This is a genomic window from Anaerotignum lactatifermentans DSM 14214 (assembly GCF_900142265.1).
Classification (GTDB): Bacteria; Bacillota; Clostridia; order Lachnospirales; family Anaerotignaceae; genus Anaerotignum; species Anaerotignum lactatifermentans.
On the sequence record NZ_FRAH01000020.1, the window covers coordinates 11,951 to 28,324 of the forward strand.

A 16,374-nucleotide genomic window follows, 5' to 3' on the forward strand; every position below is an offset into this window, starting at 1 on the left:
CCCGTTTGTATCATAAATCGCACCTATATGCATCATATCACAAAAACATTTGTCTATCCAATGGATGTGGCATTTTTCTTCGCATATAAAAACAGAGCAATCCATTCCAGATTGCTCTGCCTAAAATCATTCCATTTTTATGCCGCTTCCAGCACTTCTGCAGGGATTTCAAAATCCGGCACTGTATTGAAATCTCCATAGGTCATCTGTTCTACATACGCCCCATAAGACCAATCGTCCACAGGTTCTGCCTCAGGATCCACACCTGAACGCATCCCATTCATCAGCGCCGTTGCATCTATTTCATGCCGCAATATATAGCCATCTTCCGTAATCCAAAGTTTGATGGAAGCATCTACATCCACTTTGCCTTCCCGGATATCTGCCCATTCTTCACCGCTGTCCGCCATATCTTTGCCATCCAGAATGCCGGTCACCACTGTTGCAGAAACACCATTGATTTCCTCTGTACCAACGGTCTGTGCAGACTGAAGTTTTGTCAAATATAAATCCAAATCCGCAAGAGCCTGCTCTCCAATAAATTCCTCAGCCCCATAGGAATCCGCAAACACATCCCCCACTGTTATCATATAAGTATGAACCATTCCATCTCGTTCTTCCGCATATTGTTCTTCTGCGTCCACAACCTCTGAGCCTTCTCCCAGCATTACCTTTGTTTTGTAATGCATTTTAAAGGGATTCATGAAAATCTCCTGATTCCGCCAGATCATTGTTGTTTCTGTTTCAGAATCATTTTTCATGACAATTTTCGTTTCTGAATCTGCGGATAAACTTTCCAATTTCGACATAGTGCCCTGTGCTTTTTGCAAAATGGCAGTTGTATCGTCCCCTTTTTCAGTGCCGCAACCAGCTGCTCCAACAGCCAGAATCAAACCCGCTGCCATTGCCATAATCTTTTTCCCATACATAATTTCTTCCTCCCTTCAAACGAAGCCCCTGTTTTTTATCATCATATCACAAAAAAACATCACCACCGGCTTTATTCGAATTTGTTAAGAAATATGTAACAATCTTTTAGGACTTTTTCTTCTGCAACGCCTGACCGCCTGTGCAATAAGGAAACAGGAAACATTCCGCACACTTGGGTCTGCGGGCAATGCAAATTTTTCTGCCGTGGGCGATCATCTGGGTGTTAATATCAATCCATTTATCCTTTGGCACAATCTTCATCAAATCAAACTCAATTTTCACAGGGTCTTGATTTTTGGTCAATCCCAGCAGATTAGACACCCGCTTCACATGGGTATCCACTACGATGCTGGGGATACCATACCAATTGCCCCGCACCACATTAGCCGTCTTTCTGCCAACGCCAGCCAGAGAAGTCAGTTCATCCAAATCAGAAGGCACTTCCCCGCCAAACTCTGTCAGAAGTTTCTGGCAGCAGGCAATGATATTCTTTGCCTTGTTATGATAAAAGCCAATGGAATGGATATCCTGTTCCAGCTCTGCCTGATTTGCTTCTGCAAAAGCCTGAATGGATGTATATTTCTGGAACAGGTCTTTTGTAACCAGATTCACTCTATCGTCTGTGCACTGGGCAGACAGGATGGTGGCAATGAGCAGCTGCCATGGATTTTCGTGATTCAGATAACATTTTGTCGGACCATAGTGCTCCCGCAGCAAATCTAATATGATAGTAACCTTTTCTTTTTTTGTCATAATCTTTTGCTCCTTCCCGAAAAAGAAATATTTCCCGCAAACAAGGAAGATTTCCCGAGAAATATTTCCCAAAGTCTTTTATTTTCATGGTTTCTGTCTTTTTGTCAGTAAAAAAGATGTTGGATTTTATTATACCATAGTTTTTCGATTCATGAAAACATGAATTATGCATACCGTATACACAAATAAAGCATCGTGCATTTTCCGATTTTGCATTGACTTTGCATATTTTCTCAGTATAATGAGATTCATTCATATTAATTTATTTTTTATTTTTATTCATTAAAGAGGTGGTATTATGGCAACAAGCAACAAAGAATTCCGCACCTCTGGGGCACTGAAAATACTGCTTCCCGGCATTGTTTTACAGTCTGTCCTCATGGGCGGCGGATACGCTACAGGGCGTGAAATCATTGAATACGGCGGCAAGTTCGGCGCTTATGGCTGGGTATCTGGTTTATTTACATTTTTTACCTTTGCAGTTATCGCTGTTCTGACTTTTGAACTGGCGCGCATCTATCGTATTTATGATTATAAATCCATCTTGAAACAGATCATTGGCAAGGCATGGCCAATTTATGATATTTTATACGTTATCCTGCTGTTTTTGATCATCTCCATCATGGCTTCTGCCACCGGGGAAATTTTACAGCAAACCATTGGTTTAAACTACATGGTCGGCGTTGTTATCCTGATTTTGATCGTAGCATTCCTGAACTTCTTCGGCAGTGCTTTCATCGCAAAATTTGAAACATACGGCACCATTGCCCTTTATGCGGCATACATCATTTTCACCATTATGGTTATCACAGCAAACAAAGATAACATCGTCACAGTCATGGCAACACAGGACACCAGCTATGTGGAAAACGCAACACTGCCTATGGCAATGCTGACAGGGATCATTTATGCATCTTATAACCTTTCTGCAGTCCCTGCTGGTCTGTTCACACTGCGTGCCCAGACAAAACGGAGCGAATCCATCATTTCCGGTATCATCGGTGCATTGCTTATGACAATCCCCTGGTTCCTGACATACTTCGCAGTTATGGGTTACTATCCCGATGACACCATCATCGGTGCATCTGTTCCTTGGTTGGTAATGCTCCAATCTGTTTCCGACAGCAATATTCCTGTTTTGGTATTCGGTGTTGTAGCCGGCTGGACATTGATCGAAACAGCTACCGGCATGATTCACGCTTTGTTGGAACGTCTGGATCACAGCCTGGAAGAAAAAAATCAGGAGCCGCTTTCTCCTAAGAAACGTGGTCTCATTACAGCAGCAATTCTGATTGTAGCGATGCTGTTCTCTAAAATCGGTATCATCAATCTGATCAGCATGGGTTATTCCGCTCTTGCTTACGGCTTCATCCTGTTCTATCTGCTGCCTCTGGTGACAGTTGGTCTTTACAAAGTCATCAAGAACGGCAAAGTACCCAAAAAGGACTGATTTTGCTTCCAAAACACGACATTCTTCTGGATGTCGTGTTTTTCATAAAGTTTGATTATTTTCGGATATTTAACCATATTTAGGAGGTTTTTCATATGAATTTGAGAATCAATCGCAGCATTGCAGAGCAGACAAAAGTCAGCTACGCCATTGAATCTGCTGGTCCCTTACCTTACGACATTGACTGCGGCGAAGGCATCAACACCGTTATGGTGCCCCCTGCTGCAAAACAGGCATTCAAAGAACTGGATTTCGAAATGATGCGTCCTTATCCTCATTCTGTTGACGTCAAAGACAGCATCATCCAGTACTGGAAGGACTACTGCCCTCTGAATTACAAACGAATCGTTCTTTGTGACGGTTCTGTAGGCGGATTATACCTGCTCAATCGTCTGTTCCTGGAAAGAGGCGATTCTGTATTGGGCATCGCTCCCCAATTCTCTGAATATGTGACAGATGTGAGAATGTACGGCACCAATGTTACCGGTGTACCTCTGAAAAAAGAAAACAACTACCGTTTCTCTGTAGAAGATCTGCTGGCAGCACTGACACCTGACCACAAGCTGATCTACATCGATAACCCCAACAACCCTACTGGGCAGGCAATTCCCCTTTCCGACATCGAAACCATTCTGGCAGCTGCCAATAAAAACGGCACCGCTGTCATTATCGACGAAGCTTATGGCGAATACATTCCCAAGAAAAACTCCGCCGTTTCTCTGTTGGATAAATACGAAAATCTCATTGTTGCAAGAACATTCTCCAAAGGCTTCGGTCTGGCAGGTCTGCGTGCCGGTTATCTGCTGATTCCCGAATGTCTGGCACCTTACATTGCCAACATCACAAACCCTTACTGCATGACAGAATTCGCCAGAAGCGTTGCATCTAAAACCATTCTGGATGAATCCTTCCTGGAAATTCTCCAGAGCAAAACAGCAGAAATGAAAAAACAGATGTACCGTCCTTGGAAAAACCTTTCCATTGCCCACACCTGCGACACCGTTTCCATCAGCATGATCACCCACCAGAACCCTGAAATCGATCTGGCGGCAGAATTCGCTAAACGCAGAATTCTGGTCATCTCCGGCAACGATTTCGAAAACATCGGACAAAACTCCGTTCGTCTGCGTGTTCCCGAAGAAAAAGACATGCCTGCTGTTTTGAAAGCCATGGAAGAAATTGACCAGCTGTAACAGCAAGTTTTTCCAACTCTGCGTTGACAAAGATTTTTTCCTATACTATGATGGACAGAGGAAAGGATTGGTGTATGGAAATGTCACAGAGCATATTAAAAAACGCAGATTTGAAATCCACAAAAAAGCGCTGTCTGCTGCTTTCGATTCTCCAGACAGAAGACCGCGCCATGACAGCTGAAGAACTATTGGAAAAAGCCACGCCCATTCTGCCCATGAACGCTTCTACGGTATATCGTACTTTGAATACACTGACAGAAAAAGGAGTCCTGAGCAAGAGCCTACGTAAAGACGGCAAATCCTATTTTTCATTGGAAAAACACGATCACCATCATCGTTTGGTCTGCACCGTCTGCCGCAAAGTCATTCCTGTTGACTCCTGCCCTCTGAAAGAGCTGGAAGAAGATCTGGAAGCAAAAACAGGCTTCCGCATCACTGGACATACCTTGGAATTCAGCGGTATCTGCCCAGAATGCAGAAAATCAAATGGGCTTTAAACAAACGTAAATAGAAACAGCCAGTATTTCTCATAGAAAATACTGGCTGTTTTTTATTTACAGCATTTCTTTACGATCCAGAATCATAAAGATACGAACCATATCCTCTGACAGATTCAGATTTCCATTCTCATCTCCGCTGAGTACACCTTCATCCACCAGTTTTTTGATGATTTCCTTGCCGTAGGGCAAATCCTCGATTTTCTGATATCGTTTCACTTCCTCATCCCCTTCCGTTTCCTCCTTGTAAGTCACGCCGAAATAACTGCATACGCCTTTGCAGATGCCTTCTGCACATTGCTTCCGATACTCCTCTGAAAGAAGCAGTTTTGCTTCCTCCCGATTTGTCATAAAGCCCCCTTCAATGAGAACTGCCGGCATTTTCGTTGCCCGCAGCACATAAAGATCTGCGCTTTTTTTCACGCCTCTGTTTTTTCTGCCGCATGCTTTTACCAATGCTTCATGAACCTTTCCCCCAAAGTCCACAGTCTTGGCATCCGCCTTTTCATAAATCCAGCTTTCTACGCCGTTTGCGTCATTCCAATCACTGCCAAAGGCATTGGCATGGATGCTGATATACGCATCTGCTTTTGCGTCATTTGCCCGTTTGACGCGGGTCTGCAAAGATGTGTCCTCATCCCCCGGTGCCACTGCAAGGACACGAAAACCGCATCTTTTCAGCGCGTCCATTAAATAAGACGCTACTGCCCGATTATAGGCGTTTTCCGGCATATAACTGCCGTCAGGGAACAAGGGTGTGCGCTTGCCAGCCGTTTTCATGCCATGACCATCATCTACTGCCACACAAAACATCTCATCTGCTCCTTTCTATTGATTTTTCTTTTCATCGGAAATCCCTTTAGTGGTTGGGTCAGTCAGTACCCCCAGTACTGCTAGAAATGCCGTTGCCAGCAGATAAGGATTGGCAAAGAGCGCTTTCACCTCATCACACAGCACCTGCCAGCTGGTAAGCATTTCAGGATTTGCTCCTGTTGCTGTCAGCACCACGCCCACCAGCCCCACCCAAAACCAAGGGTTTGTCAGTCGTTTCTTCCATTCCAGATTCATTTGTATTCCCCCCTTTCATACTATGCGTACTCGTCCAAACGGTGATGGGCAGATTTTGCGCTGCTTTCTACGGCGGATAAACGGCCTTCATGGTCTTTCAAAGATGCTTTGATGCCTTCCAGATCTTTCTGCATACCAAGAATCATATCTAGTTTCGCGTCCACACCGCCCCGCCATGCGGCATCCTTCTCCACCGACTTATCCCGGCTCTGAACAAAACTAAGAACGCCCAGAAGACCGCCCAGCACCGACAGCGCCAGCCCAATTTCCAGTTCCATATCCTCCCTCCTTTCCCGGACAAAAGGAGCATAACGGAAAAAAAGTCCCGCTGCGTCCCAACTTTTCTGCATAAAAAAAGTCCCTGTGGGAAATCCCACAAGGACATCAAATACAAATATTATTTTTCGCTGTAAACGCCCAGTTTACGGAAACGTTCATAGCGTTTTTCAGACAGGACACGACCGGAATACTGTTCCAGTTCCTGTACGTCAGAAAGCAGACGCGCTTTCAGGTCTTCGCACATGACATCAAAGGAATCAAAGTTTTCTTCAATGACATCTTCTGCCACACCGAAGCGTTTCATATCTTCTGCTGTGATTTTCAGGCATTCTGCCGCGTCAGCCGCTTTGCTTGCGTCTTCCCACAGGATAGATGCGCAGCCTTCGGGAGAAATAACGGAAAATACCGCATTTTCCAGCATATATACTCTGTTTGCCACAGACAGCCCCAGTGCGCCGCCGCTGCCGCCTTCCCCAATGACAATGGTGATAATGGGTGTTTCCAGACCCATCATTTGCATCAGGTTATCAGCAATGGCCTGACCCTGACCACGTTCTTCCGCTTCTTCCCCGCAGTATGCACCGGAGGTATCCACGAAACAAATGACAGGGCGATGGAATTTCTCCGCCTGTTTCATAAGGCGCAGGGCTTTCCGATAGCCTTCGGGCATGGGGCAGCCGAAATTGCAGCGGATTCTTTCCTGCAAATCGCGACCACGTTCAATGCCAATGAATGTGACAGGAATATCCCCAAGATAACCGATACCGCCAATGATGGCAGGGTCATCTGCGTATTTCCGGTCGCCATGCAGTTCTGTTCTTTCTGTGAACAGATTTTCGATATAGGCACGGGAAGTGGGACGATCCTGGGCTCTTGCAGCCTGTAATCTTTCATAAGCTGTCATCATGCCTCATCCCTCCTTCTGCTGTGCTGTTTCAAAAGCCGTTCCAGTGTTGCCCGCAGTTCTGTACGAGGCACGATGGCATCTACAAAACCGCAGTCCTGCAGAAATTCTGCACGCTGGAAATCTTCCGGCAATTTTTTCTTAGTCGTCTGTTCAATGACACGACGACCGGCAAAGCCAATGAGTGCATTGGGTTCGGACAGGATGATGTCCCCCAGCATAGCAAAGCTTGCTGTTACCCCGCCAGTTGTAGGGTCTGTCAGAACAGTGATATACAATCCGCCTTTGTCGCTGTGGAAATGAACAGCGCCGCTGGTTTTTGCCATCTGCATGAGGGACAGAATCCCTTCCTGCATTCTGGCGCCGCCAGAGGCTGTGAAGCCCACTACAGGCAGATCATGTTCTGTTGCGTATTCAAAAAGCCGTGTAATCTTTTCCCCTACCACAGAACCCATACTGCCCATCATGAACTGAGGGTCCATAACAAACACAGCGCAGGGCTGACGGCGGATGGTAGCAGTACCGCATACCACGCCTTCCATCTGACCGGATGCCGCACGGGCAGACTCGATCTTATTGGCATAGCCAGGGAAGTTCAAAGGGTTTTCTGTCTGGATATTCATTTCCAGTTCCTGAAAACTGCCTTTATCACAAATGGCTTTGATTCTTGTTCTGGCATTGATACGGTAATGGTAGCCACAGGAAGGGCATACCATTTTGTTCTTTGCGACAGAACGCTTTGTATCAATGGCTTTACAAATGGGGCAGCGGATTTTTTCTTCCACCGTAGGTGTGATACCGCCGCTTTCCAGCACATTTCTTGATTTTCGGAACATGCCAACAATATTATTCAAGTTCTGTGCCTCCTTCCGCCAACAGTTCCGGCAGAATCAGTGTGTCATAATCCCCTTTCTGGAACCGGGGGTTACGCACCAGCCGCAGTTGGTCTTCAATATTTGTATGAATCCCATGGATAACCATTTCACAAAGAGCCGCTTCCATTTTGCGGATGGCGTCTTCTCTGGTCTTGGCGTAAACAATGAGTTTCCCAATCATGGAATCATAAAAAGGTACAATCAGGCAATCCTGTACCAATGCTGTATCAAAGTGTACCCGGGAACCGCCGGGGATATGCAAAAAGTCTACCTGACCGGTGCTTCTTGCATTGATGCGGCATTCCATGGAATGACCGTGCAGGTGAATATCTTCCTGCGTGAAATCCAGAGGAATCTGGCAGGCAATACGAATCTGCCACTTTACGATGTCCACATCGCTGATTTCTTCTGTAATGGGATGTTCTACCTGCAGACGGGTATTCATTTCAATGAAATAGAAATTGCCGTCGGGTGCCAGCAGGAACTCTACAGTACCTGCGTTCACATAGTTGGCAGCTTTTGCCGCTTTCACAGCCGCATCCATCATTCTTTTGCGGATGTCTTCTGTCATAACAGGGCAAGGTGTTTCTTCCAGCACCTTCTGCTTGTTCAGCTGCAGGGAGCAATCACGTTCCCCCAGACAAACGATGTTGCCGAAGGCGTCTGCCAGCACCTGCATTTCCACATGGCGTACGGAAGTCAGATATTTTTCCAGGAACACATCGCCGTTGCCAAAAGCACTTTTGGCTTCTTCAGACGCTGCCAAAAAGGCATGTTCCAGATCTTCTTCTCTTTCCACCACGCGGATGCCCTTGCCGCCGCCGCCAGCGGTAGCTTTTACCAGAATGGGATAGCCGATTTCCGCAGCCAGACGTTTTGCTTCCGCAGGGTCATGAAGGATTTCTGTACCGGGTACCACAGGCACACCGATTTCCTTCATGAGCTGACGGGAATTGTCCTTATCACCCATGGCGCGAAGCACATTGCTGTCAGGACCAATGAAAATGATGCCCTTTTCTTCGCAAAGTGCCGCAAACTCAGGGTTTTCGGACAAAAAGCCATAGCCGGGATGGATGGCTTCCGCATTGGATGCCAAAGCTGCACTGATGATATTTTTCTGGTTCAGATAGCTGTCTGCCGCCGCGTTGGAACCGATACAGATTCTTTCGTCTGCCAGTGCAACGGGCAGGGAATTCTGGTCTGCTTCGGAATATACTGCTACGGTTTCGATGCCCATTTCCTTACAGGCACGAATGATGCGGACAGCTACCTCCCCTCTGTTTGCAATGAGAATTTTTGAAAACATATCCTCTTACTCCTTTATCAGAGCGAAAGAAAATTCCGCACTGACGCATAATTTTCCGTTCACAAAGCCTTTGCCGCTTGCCCAGTAGAAAGGACCTTTGTGTTTGATCAAAGTGCATTCTGTTTCCAAAACATCACCGGGACGCACGCTGTTTTTGAAACGTACTTTGTCCAGACCTGTGAAATAAGGTGTTGCGCCTTCCTGTTCACCGGAAAGGAGCACACAGGTGGACTGTCCCAGAATTTCGCACAGGATAACACCCGGCACTACAGGGTTACCGGGGAAATGTCCCTGCAAAAACCACTCATCGGGGCGGATGGTCTTTTTGCCGTAAGCAACGCCATCTCTCAGTTCTGCTTCGTCAACCAGAAGCATATTGTCCCGATGGGGCAGTATTTTCTTCAGTTCTTCCTGATTCATAGGTTTTCGCCTTCTTCCTGTCAGTCTTCACGGATACGGAACAGAACCTGACCGTATTCCACGATCTGACCGTTGTTGACACAGATTTCTTCAATGGTACCGCTGCATTCTGCTGCGATTTCATTGAACATCTTCATGGATTCTACGATACATACAGTATCGCCGGCTGCTACATGATCCCCTACGGCTACATAGGGTGCCGCACCAGCCTGAGGTGCCATATAAACAGTACCTACCAGAGGTGTTTTCTGTTCATACAGATCTTCTTCAGGGGCAGCGGGTGCTGCAGGTGCCGCAGGTGCTTCTGCTGCTGCAACGGGCACAGCTTCCACAGGAACAGCCGCAGGCACTACCACAGCAGGTGCCACAGGAGCAGAAACTGCTTCCAGCACCAGTCTGTTGTCGCCTTCTGTCAAATCCAGTTTGGTCAAACCGTTATCTTTCAAAATTTTTGCTAATTCAGCAATCTTTGTTGTTTCCATCTATCTCACCCTTTGAATTTTCTAAATGCGATGCAGGCATTGTGACCGCCAAAGCCCAGAGAAGTGGACAGAACGGCTTCCAGTTCCGCTTCTTCCGCTACATTGGGTGTATAGTGCAGATCACAAACTTCATCCTGTTCCTGCAGGTTGATGGTGGGAGGTACCAGAGAGTTGTTCATGGCACAGATTGCAGCGATAGCTTCTGCTGCACCTGCTGCACCCAGCATATGACCTGTCATGGATTTTGTAGAGCTGATATGTACTTTCTGTGCGTCTTCTTCGCCCAGAGCCTTACGGATGGCATTTGTTTCTGTTTTATCGTTCAGGGATGTACCTGTGCCATGGGCGTTGATGTAGATTTTTTCTGCGGGAACGCCTTCCAGCTCAGCCATAGCTTCTTTGATCGCTCTTGCGCTGGCTACAGCTGTTTCATCGGGAGCTGTTACATGGTGTGCGTCGCAAGTGGAACCATAACCGCATACTTCCGCGTAAATCTTTGCGCCTCTTGCTTTTGCGTGTTCATATTCTTCCAGGATCAGTGTGCCTGCACCTTCGCCCATAACAAAACCGCCGCGGCGTTTGTCGAAAGGCAGAGATGCTGCGTTAGGATCTTCAGAAGGGCTCAGTGCCATACATGCGCCAAAGCCTGCCACTGCCAGATTGGTGATGGCTGCTTCACTACCACCGCAGATAGCCGCTGTTGTGTAGCCGTGACGGATTGCACGATATGCTTCGCCGATACATGTAGTACCTGTAGCACATGCAGTTGTCATGGAAACGCAAGGACCCTGTGCATGATATTTGATGGCAATGTTGCCAGCTGCGATATTGCTGATCATTTTAGGGATGAACAGAGGAGAAACACGTCTGGGACCTTTTTCTTCCAGTGCTTTGTAAGATTCTCCAAATGTTTCAAAACCACCGATACCGCTACCAAAGTATACGCCCAGTTCTTCAGGGGCGATTTTGCCTTCCAGTTCGCTGTCAGCCATGGCTTCTGCCGCAGATGCCAGCGCATACTGTGTGAAACGGTCCAGCTTCTTTGCGGACAGTTTATCCATGCAGCACAGAGGATCGAAATCCTTTACTTCTGCTGCCAGTTTATATTTGGATTCGGATACGTCAAAACGGGTAATCATACCGATGCCGTTTTTGCCTGTTTTCAGACCTTCCCAGAAATCAGCCACGTTGTTGCCGATGGGAGTTACCGCACCCAAACCTGTTACTACGACTCTTTTCATAAAGTACCTCCTACATGGCCAGACCGCCGTCGATGCGGATCACTTCGCCAGTGATATAATCGGACTGGTCGCTTGCCAAAAACAGCGCAAGGTTTGCAATGTCTTCGGGCTGCGCAAATCTTTTCATTGGAATATGATCGACTAATGCGTTATTTTCAGACAGATTTTCTGTCATGTCTGTTGCTACAAAACCGGGCGCAATGGCATTGCAGTTCACATTGCGGCTAGCCAGTTCTTTTGCAACGGATTTTGTCAGCCCAATGAGCCCCGCTTTGGATGCGGAGTAGTTTGTCTGACCGGGATTGCCCATCAGACCGGATACAGAGCTGATATTGATAATCTTGCCGCTTTTCTGTTTCATGAAAACAGGGTAAAGCTGCTTGATCATATAGAAAGCGCCTTTCAGATTGGTATCCACAACGCTGTCGAAGTCGGGAACCTTCATCATAGGCACCAGTTTGTCCTTGGTAATGCCGGCATTGTTTACCAGAATATCGGCGCCGCCGAAATCTTTGATAATCTGTTTGCAGACTGCGGCAACCTGTTCCGCGTCCGCCACGTTGCACTGGTAAGCTTCTGCCTTTACACCCATTTCCTGCAGAGCTGCTTTTGTTTCTTCTGCTTTCTGGGTATTGCCTGCATACAGCAGCGCAATGTTTGCGCCCTGTTCTGCGAATCTTTTACAAATGGCCGCACCGATACCACGGGAACCGCCTGTAACAATGGCTGTTTTTCCTTTCAACATATCTTAGCGTACCTCCTCTGCTACCTGGCGAGCTTCTTCCATGTTGGAAACAGCATACACTTTGCTGTCGGGAAGAATGCGGCTGATGAGTTTCTTCAGTGTGGTGCCAACGCCCACTTCGATGAAAGTATCAAAGCCGTCTGCCGCCATATTTTCAATGCTTTCCTGCCAACGCAGGGAATGGTTGATCTGTTTTTCCATCAGATCTCTTACTTCCGCTGTGTAAGGTTTTGTTGTGTAGTTGGAATATACAGTCATTTCGGGCTGTTTTACATCTACAGCCTTCAGTGCTTCTGCAAATTCCTGAGATGCTTCATCCATAAAAGGAGAATGGAAACCGCCGCCTACGGCTACGGGCAGACATCTGCCGCCAGCTTCCTTTACATCTTTTCCGAAACTGTCGAGTTCATCTTTTTTCCCGGCAACAACCAGCTGACCGGGTCCATTGTAGTTTACAGGGAACACATTGGGGTATTTTTCCGCCAGTGCTTCTACCTGTGCATTTTCCATTTTCATCACCGCTACCATAGATGCGGGATGTTCTTTTGCAGCTTTTCCCATGGCTGCCCCTCTCGCGCAGGCCAAACGGAACCCATCTTCAGGGCTGTAAGCGCCTGCAAAAGCCAATGCTGGGATTTCTCCCAGGGAAAAACCTGCCACAGCCTCAGGCACAATGCCTTCTTCCCGCAGTGCAATTGCTGCTGCGATGTCTGCCAGATACAGACAGGGCTGTGTATTTTCTGTGATTTTCAATTCTTCGGCTGTACCTTCAAAGCACTGCTGCAAAGTGCCGGGGCGGATTTCCTCCGCCCGAGCAAACAGTTCTTTTACGCTTGCGTTGTTTTCGTAAAAGTCCTTGCCCATACCGGCCTTCTGCGCGCCCTGCCCTGAAAAGACAAAGGCTATTTTACCCATTTTGCAGCTCCTTTCAGCAGTTCTTCCGCTTCGGTCGCGATTTCTTTCACGATTTCCGCTGCGGGCTGTTCTTTCTTCACCATACCGGAGATCTGACCTGCCAGGAAGCAGCCAGCTTTTGTATCGCCTTCTACAGCTGCTTTACGCAGTGCGCCAACGCCCAGTTCTGCCACATCTTCCGCTGTGGTTTCCGGTGCATATTCCACTTTCAGGAATTCACGGCTGAAAGGATTTTTCAGACAACGGCAAGTGTTGCCGCCAAAACGTCTGCCTGTGGTAACGGTAGAAATGTCAGTTGCTTTCAGAACCATGTCTTTGTAGTTCTGGTGCACACCGCATTCTTCTGCCAGCAGGAAACGAGTACCCATCTGTACGCCTACTGCGCCCAGCATGAATGCCGCTGCCATACCGCGTCCGTCACCGATGCCGCCTGCTGCCAGTACAGGAATGTTCACAGCGTCGCATACCTGAGGCACCAGAGGCATTGTTGTCATTTCCCCGATATGCCCGCCGGATTCGCCGCCTTCTGCGATAACAGCGGAAGCACCAGCTTTTTCCATCATTTTTGCTGCCGCAACAGATGCAACAACGGGAATGACGGTGATGTTTGCTTCCTTCCACATTCCCATGTATTTTTTTGGCATACCTGCGCCTGTGGTAACAACAGCTACCTTTTCTTCAGCCACGATTTTTGCCACTTCATCCACATGGGGGCTCATCAGCATGATATTCACGCCAAAAGGTTTGTCTGTCAGTTCTCTGGCAATACGAATCTGTTCACGCAGGTAGTCGCCGCCTGCGTTCATGGCAGAGATGATGCCCAGACCGCCGCCATTGGAAACAGCTGCTGCCAGTTTACCATCTGCAATCCAAGCCATGCCCCCCTGAAAGATGGGGTATTCAATGCCTATCATTTCGCAAATCGGTGAAACAATCATTTCTTTCCCTCCAATTAGTTCTGTTTGCTTTCGATCATTTTAACCAGATCAGCAACAGTTTCTACTTTGTTGTCGCCCATTTCGATTTCTGTGCCCAGTTCTTCTTCCAGGCTCATGAGCAGTTCCATAACGTCCAGAGAGTCGATCCCCAGATCAGCGAATTTTGTTTCCATTGTGATTGTGGAAACTTCACATTCCAGTTTTTCTGCCAACAGTGCTGCGATTTTTTCAAATACCATGATGCATTCTCCTTTTCTTCTTTAAAAAAATGATTTCGTCTTGTTCAGGGCAGCAAGCTGTCCCCAATATTTCCGCATGTTGCGGACTTGTATATGATGCCTTTTCGGCTCATTACCATCTTACAATGCAGGCTGCACTTGCCAGACCGCCGCCGAAAGCAGGCAGCAGCAGCAGATCGCCTTTTTGCAGCATTCCCTTGCGGTTCATTTCATCCAGCGCAATGGGGATGCTTGCAGAGGAAGTATTGCCGTAACGGTCAATATTCACATAAAATTTCTCCTTAGGCACTTTCAGCATTACGCTTGCAAAGTCAATGATACGCTGATTTGCCTGATGTGGTACGATGTACTTGATATCCTCAAATGTCAGACCATTCTGCTTGAGCAGATATTTTGTGTCATGACAGATGGCGTTGACAGCAAACTTGAATGTATCCTGTCCACGCATATGGATATAAGGTTTTTTCTGTTCTCCTTCAAAGAAAGGAGATTTCCCGATGAGCTGGGGAATGTCGATGACATTGTTGCCGCCTTTTACATGGAATACAGAGTCCAGGTAGTTGTCACCTTCACCCAGAACCACTGCCCCTGCGCCATCACCAAAAATAACACAGGTGCTTCTGTCTTCCCAGTCTACGATACGGCTCAATCTTTCTGAGCCAATGACAAGGACTTTTTTCACCTTACCTCTGGCAAAGAATCCTGCTGCTGTTTCCAGTGTGAAAACAAATGCAGAACATGCCGCATTGATGTCCATGGTCATGCAGTCCAGACCCAAAATATTCTGAATCATACAGGAAACAGAAGGAGAAATGGATTCCCCGCTGACACTGGCTGCCAGAATCAGATCGATTTCTTCCTTTTTCACACCGCTGTTTTCCAGTGCTGCCAGTGCTGCTTTGGCGCCCATGTCTGCCGCCGTTTCGTTTGTGCTGACGTGGCGTTCTTTTACGCCGACGCGCTGCATGATCCACTCATCATTTGTATCTACGATTTTAGACATATCATCATTGGTTACCACTCTGGGAGGCACATACATGCCCGTTCCCAATATCGAAAAACTCATTCTTTTTTCCTCCTGCTTTACGCATTCTTTTGTGCTTACGATATTTAGTCCCCGTTTTGGCAAAAAGGTTACAGGAAATTGATATTTTTTTGCACTTTTTTCCAAACAAAAAGGAAACAGACTTTTCTATCGTAGTAAAAGCCCCTTTGTTCCCCCGTCAGCCTCTTTTTCTCATCCGCATCCACAGCATCACCAGCAGGCACCAGGAAGCACAGACATAGGAGAAAAATCCAATACCAATGAGCATCCTTCTATGGCGCATTTTTTCCGCCAGTCGGCAAAACTCCTGTTCCGCTGCATTTTCTGAAGGGATCTGTCCCATATTGGAAGGTTTTTGAGAGAATCTGCGATATTGTTTGTAATACCGACGGCAGTCGGGACAAGTCCGCAAATGCGCCGCCACACTGTTTTTTGTCACGGGATTTGCCAACCCATCCTGATACAGGGCCACCAAGTCCATGACGATTTCACACGGCAAATTCATCTTTCAACACCTCCATCATTTTTTTCTTTGCGCGGAAAAAAATCACCTTTGCGGAATTTTCACTGATCTTCAGCGCCAGAGCGATCTGAGAAAAGGGCAGCTCCGCATAGATTCGCAGCAGCACCACATCCCGGTATTTTTTCGGAATTTCCTTTACCATGGCGCGGACTGCTTTTTCCACATATTTCTTATGGACATATTCTTCCGGGTCTGCATTCTGCGTATAATAGGTATTGACTACTAAGTCCAGATTGGCAGAATCCAGATGCAGTTTGTTGCGTTTGAGATATTTGAAATAAACATGCTTTCCGATGGATGCAAGCCAGGTAAAAACTTCGCACTCTCCGCGAAAACGGTGAAAGGACATATATGCCTGCAAGAACGTTTCCTGCGCCAGGTCTTCCGCCAAGGCGCGATCCCCGCACAGACGGTGCAAAAAAGCATATACTCTGTCATAATATGCTCGATAGAGCATTTCAAATGAATTCACCTGCTCACCCCCGTTCGCCTGTTTCGCATTACAGTATACCATAAGAAACATGGAAAATCCAGTAACTTTCTATGGCTTCTTTCGCAAATGGGCATTAAA

General features: G+C 47.0%; 21 protein-coding genes. 3 read left to right on the forward strand and 18 right to left on the reverse strand.

From position 1 onward, the window contains the following. Positions 1–137: 137 nt before the first annotated feature. Together BUB35_RS07000 and nth are read right to left on the reverse strand one after the other, a co-directional pair. Entirely contained in the window at positions 138–929 is a 792-nt protein-coding gene (locus tag BUB35_RS07000; protein ID WP_072850413.1) for a LolA-like protein, read from the reverse strand. A 106-nt stretch (positions 930–1,035) separates the two neighbouring features. Beyond that, the gene (nth, locus tag BUB35_RS07005; RefSeq protein ID WP_072850415.1) at positions 1,036–1,683 is read right to left on the reverse strand and encodes an endonuclease III; all 648 of its coding nucleotides are present in this window, start codon (positions 1,681–1,683) and stop codon (positions 1,036–1,038) included. A 298-nt stretch (positions 1,684–1,981) separates the two neighbouring features. Between nth and BUB35_RS07010 the strand changes: the two genes are divergently transcribed. From BUB35_RS07010 to BUB35_RS07020, 3 genes are all read left to right on the forward strand, one after another. Further along, positions 1,982–3,133, forward strand: a complete 1,152-nt coding sequence (locus tag BUB35_RS07010) for a YkvI family membrane protein (protein WP_072850417.1) — start codon at positions 1,982–1,984, stop codon at positions 3,131–3,133. A 95-nt stretch (positions 3,134–3,228) separates the two neighbouring features. After that, positions 3,229–4,326: a pyridoxal phosphate-dependent aminotransferase gene (locus BUB35_RS07015; protein WP_072850419.1), complete on the forward strand. Its 1,098-nt coding sequence runs from the start codon at positions 3,229–3,231 to the stop codon at positions 4,324–4,326. A 74-nt stretch (positions 4,327–4,400) separates the two neighbouring features. Beyond that, a complete protein-coding gene (locus tag BUB35_RS07020; protein ID WP_242949218.1) occupies positions 4,401–4,823 on the forward strand; it encodes a Fur family transcriptional regulator in 423 nt (140 codons plus the stop codon). A 57-nt stretch (positions 4,824–4,880) separates the two neighbouring features. Here BUB35_RS07020 and BUB35_RS07025 read toward each other — a convergent pair whose 3' ends face one another. From BUB35_RS07025 to BUB35_RS07100, 16 genes are all read right to left on the reverse strand, one after another. Continuing rightward, positions 4,881–5,636 carry an N-acetylmuramoyl-L-alanine amidase family protein gene (locus BUB35_RS07025; protein ID WP_072850421.1) on the reverse strand — a complete coding sequence of 252 codons (756 nt, stop codon included), beginning with the start codon at positions 5,634–5,636 and terminating at the stop codon, positions 4,881–4,883. A 15-nt stretch (positions 5,637–5,651) separates the two neighbouring features. Continuing rightward, a complete protein-coding gene (locus BUB35_RS07030) occupies positions 5,652–5,891 on the reverse strand; it encodes a phage holin (RefSeq protein ID WP_072850423.1) in 240 nt (79 codons plus the stop codon). A gap of 20 nt (positions 5,892–5,911) precedes the next feature. Then, the gene (locus BUB35_RS07035) at positions 5,912–6,169 is read right to left on the reverse strand and encodes a hypothetical protein (RefSeq protein ID WP_022255195.1); all 258 of its coding nucleotides are present in this window, start codon (positions 6,167–6,169) and stop codon (positions 5,912–5,914) included. A 119-nt stretch (positions 6,170–6,288) separates the two neighbouring features. Beyond that, complete coding sequence (locus BUB35_RS07040; RefSeq protein WP_022255196.1) at positions 6,289–7,077, reverse strand: acetyl-CoA carboxylase carboxyltransferase subunit alpha; 789 nt, start codon at positions 7,075–7,077, stop codon at positions 6,289–6,291. After that, on the reverse strand, positions 7,074–7,928 hold the full coding sequence (gene accD, locus BUB35_RS07045) for an acetyl-CoA carboxylase, carboxyltransferase subunit beta (RefSeq protein ID WP_022364881.1): 855 nt from the start codon (positions 7,926–7,928) through the stop codon (positions 7,074–7,076). Before accD ends, BUB35_RS07040 begins: the two co-directional genes overlap by 4 nt. After that, a complete protein-coding gene (locus BUB35_RS07050) occupies positions 7,921–9,255 on the reverse strand; it encodes an acetyl-CoA carboxylase biotin carboxylase subunit (protein ID WP_054329533.1) in 1,335 nt (444 codons plus the stop codon). The genes accD and BUB35_RS07050 overlap by 8 nt, the downstream gene beginning before the upstream one ends. A 6-nt stretch (positions 9,256–9,261) precedes the next feature. Next, complete coding sequence (locus BUB35_RS07055; RefSeq protein WP_022255199.1) at positions 9,262–9,675, reverse strand: 3-hydroxyacyl-ACP dehydratase FabZ family protein; 414 nt, start codon at positions 9,673–9,675, stop codon at positions 9,262–9,264. Between the two features lie 20 nt (positions 9,676–9,695). Beyond that, positions 9,696–10,157, reverse strand: coding sequence for an acetyl-CoA carboxylase biotin carboxyl carrier protein (gene accB / locus BUB35_RS07060; protein ID WP_072850425.1), 462 nt, complete (start codon positions 10,155–10,157; stop codon positions 9,696–9,698). A gap of 5 nt (positions 10,158–10,162) precedes the next feature. After that, on the reverse strand, positions 10,163–11,398 hold the full coding sequence (gene fabF, locus BUB35_RS07065) for a beta-ketoacyl-ACP synthase II (RefSeq protein ID WP_072850427.1): 1,236 nt from the start codon (positions 11,396–11,398) through the stop codon (positions 10,163–10,165). Positions 11,399–11,408: 10 nt separating this feature from the next. Next, on the reverse strand, positions 11,409–12,143 hold the full coding sequence (gene fabG, locus BUB35_RS07070; RefSeq protein ID WP_022255202.1) for a 3-oxoacyl-[acyl-carrier-protein] reductase: 735 nt from the start codon (positions 12,141–12,143) through the stop codon (positions 11,409–11,411). A gap of 3 nt (positions 12,144–12,146) precedes the next feature. Further along, complete coding sequence (gene fabD / locus BUB35_RS07075; RefSeq protein ID WP_072850428.1) at positions 12,147–13,058, reverse strand: ACP S-malonyltransferase; 912 nt, start codon at positions 13,056–13,058, stop codon at positions 12,147–12,149. Further along, entirely contained in the window at positions 13,046–13,993 is a 948-nt protein-coding gene (locus tag BUB35_RS07080) for a nitronate monooxygenase (protein ID WP_334292964.1), read from the reverse strand. Before BUB35_RS07080 ends, fabD begins: the two co-directional genes overlap by 13 nt. A 17-nt stretch (positions 13,994–14,010) precedes the next feature. Further along, a complete protein-coding gene (locus BUB35_RS07085; RefSeq protein WP_072850432.1) occupies positions 14,011–14,235 on the reverse strand; it encodes an acyl carrier protein in 225 nt (74 codons plus the stop codon). Between the two features lie 112 nt (positions 14,236–14,347). Further along, positions 14,348–15,301 (reverse strand): beta-ketoacyl-ACP synthase III, encoded by a 954-nt coding sequence (locus BUB35_RS07090; RefSeq protein ID WP_072850434.1) that lies wholly within the window; start codon positions 15,299–15,301, stop codon positions 14,348–14,350. A 157-nt stretch (positions 15,302–15,458) separates the two neighbouring features. Further along, the gene (locus BUB35_RS07095) at positions 15,459–15,785 is read right to left on the reverse strand and encodes a zf-HC2 domain-containing protein (RefSeq protein ID WP_072850436.1); all 327 of its coding nucleotides are present in this window, start codon (positions 15,783–15,785) and stop codon (positions 15,459–15,461) included. Further along, entirely contained in the window at positions 15,769–16,275 is a 507-nt protein-coding gene (locus tag BUB35_RS07100; RefSeq protein WP_159432869.1) for an RNA polymerase sigma factor, read from the reverse strand. The genes BUB35_RS07095 and BUB35_RS07100 overlap by 17 nt, the downstream gene beginning before the upstream one ends. Between the last annotated feature and the right edge of the window lie 99 nt (positions 16,276–16,374).

Bases quoted from the DNA above. Each gene is read 5' to 3' on its own strand.
- BUB35_RS07020 (WP_242949218.1), top strand. From the start codon at position 4,401: ATGGAAATGTCACAGAGCATATTAAAAAACGCAGATTTGAAATCCACA.
- BUB35_RS07055 (WP_022255199.1), bottom strand. From the start codon at position 9,675: ATGAATCAGGAAGAACTGAAGAAAATACTGCCCCATCGGGACAATATG.
- BUB35_RS07090 (WP_072850434.1), bottom strand. From the start codon at position 15,301: ATGAGTTTTTCGATATTGGGAACGGGCATGTATGTGCCTCCCAGAGTG.
- fabD (WP_072850428.1), bottom strand. From the start codon at position 13,058: ATGGGTAAAATAGCCTTTGTCTTTTCAGGGCAGGGCGCGCAGAAGGCC.
- BUB35_RS07035 (WP_022255195.1), bottom strand. From the start codon at position 6,169: ATGGAACTGGAAATTGGGCTGGCGCTGTCGGTGCTGGGCGGTCTTCTG.
- BUB35_RS07025 (WP_072850421.1), bottom strand. From the start codon at position 5,636: ATGTTTTGTGTGGCAGTAGATGATGGTCATGGCATGAAAACGGCTGGC.
- BUB35_RS07030 (WP_072850423.1), bottom strand. From the start codon at position 5,891: ATGAATCTGGAATGGAAGAAACGACTGACAAACCCTTGGTTTTGGGTG.
- nth (WP_072850415.1), bottom strand. From the start codon at position 1,683: ATGACAAAAAAAGAAAAGGTTACTATCATATTAGATTTGCTGCGGGAG.
- BUB35_RS07000 (WP_072850413.1), bottom strand. From the start codon at position 929: ATGTATGGGAAAAAGATTATGGCAATGGCAGCGGGTTTGATTCTGGCT.
- BUB35_RS07015 (WP_072850419.1), top strand. From the start codon at position 3,229: ATGAATTTGAGAATCAATCGCAGCATTGCAGAGCAGACAAAAGTCAGC.
- BUB35_RS07010 (WP_072850417.1), top strand. From the start codon at position 1,982: ATGGCAACAAGCAACAAAGAATTCCGCACCTCTGGGGCACTGAAAATA.
- BUB35_RS07050 (WP_054329533.1), bottom strand. From the start codon at position 9,255: ATGTTTTCAAAAATTCTCATTGCAAACAGAGGGGAGGTAGCTGTCCGC.
- fabG (WP_022255202.1), bottom strand. From the start codon at position 12,143: ATGTTGAAAGGAAAAACAGCCATTGTTACAGGCGGTTCCCGTGGTATC.
- BUB35_RS07040 (WP_022255196.1), bottom strand. From the start codon at position 7,077: ATGATGACAGCTTATGAAAGATTACAGGCTGCAAGAGCCCAGGATCGT.
- fabF (WP_072850427.1), bottom strand. From the start codon at position 11,398: ATGAAAAGAGTCGTAGTAACAGGTTTGGGTGCGGTAACTCCCATCGGC.
- BUB35_RS07085 (WP_072850432.1), bottom strand. From the start codon at position 14,235: ATGGTATTTGAAAAAATCGCAGCACTGTTGGCAGAAAAACTGGAATGT.
- BUB35_RS07095 (WP_072850436.1), bottom strand. From the start codon at position 15,785: ATGAATTTGCCGTGTGAAATCGTCATGGACTTGGTGGCCCTGTATCAG.
- accB (WP_072850425.1), bottom strand. From the start codon at position 10,157: ATGGAAACAACAAAGATTGCTGAATTAGCAAAAATTTTGAAAGATAAC.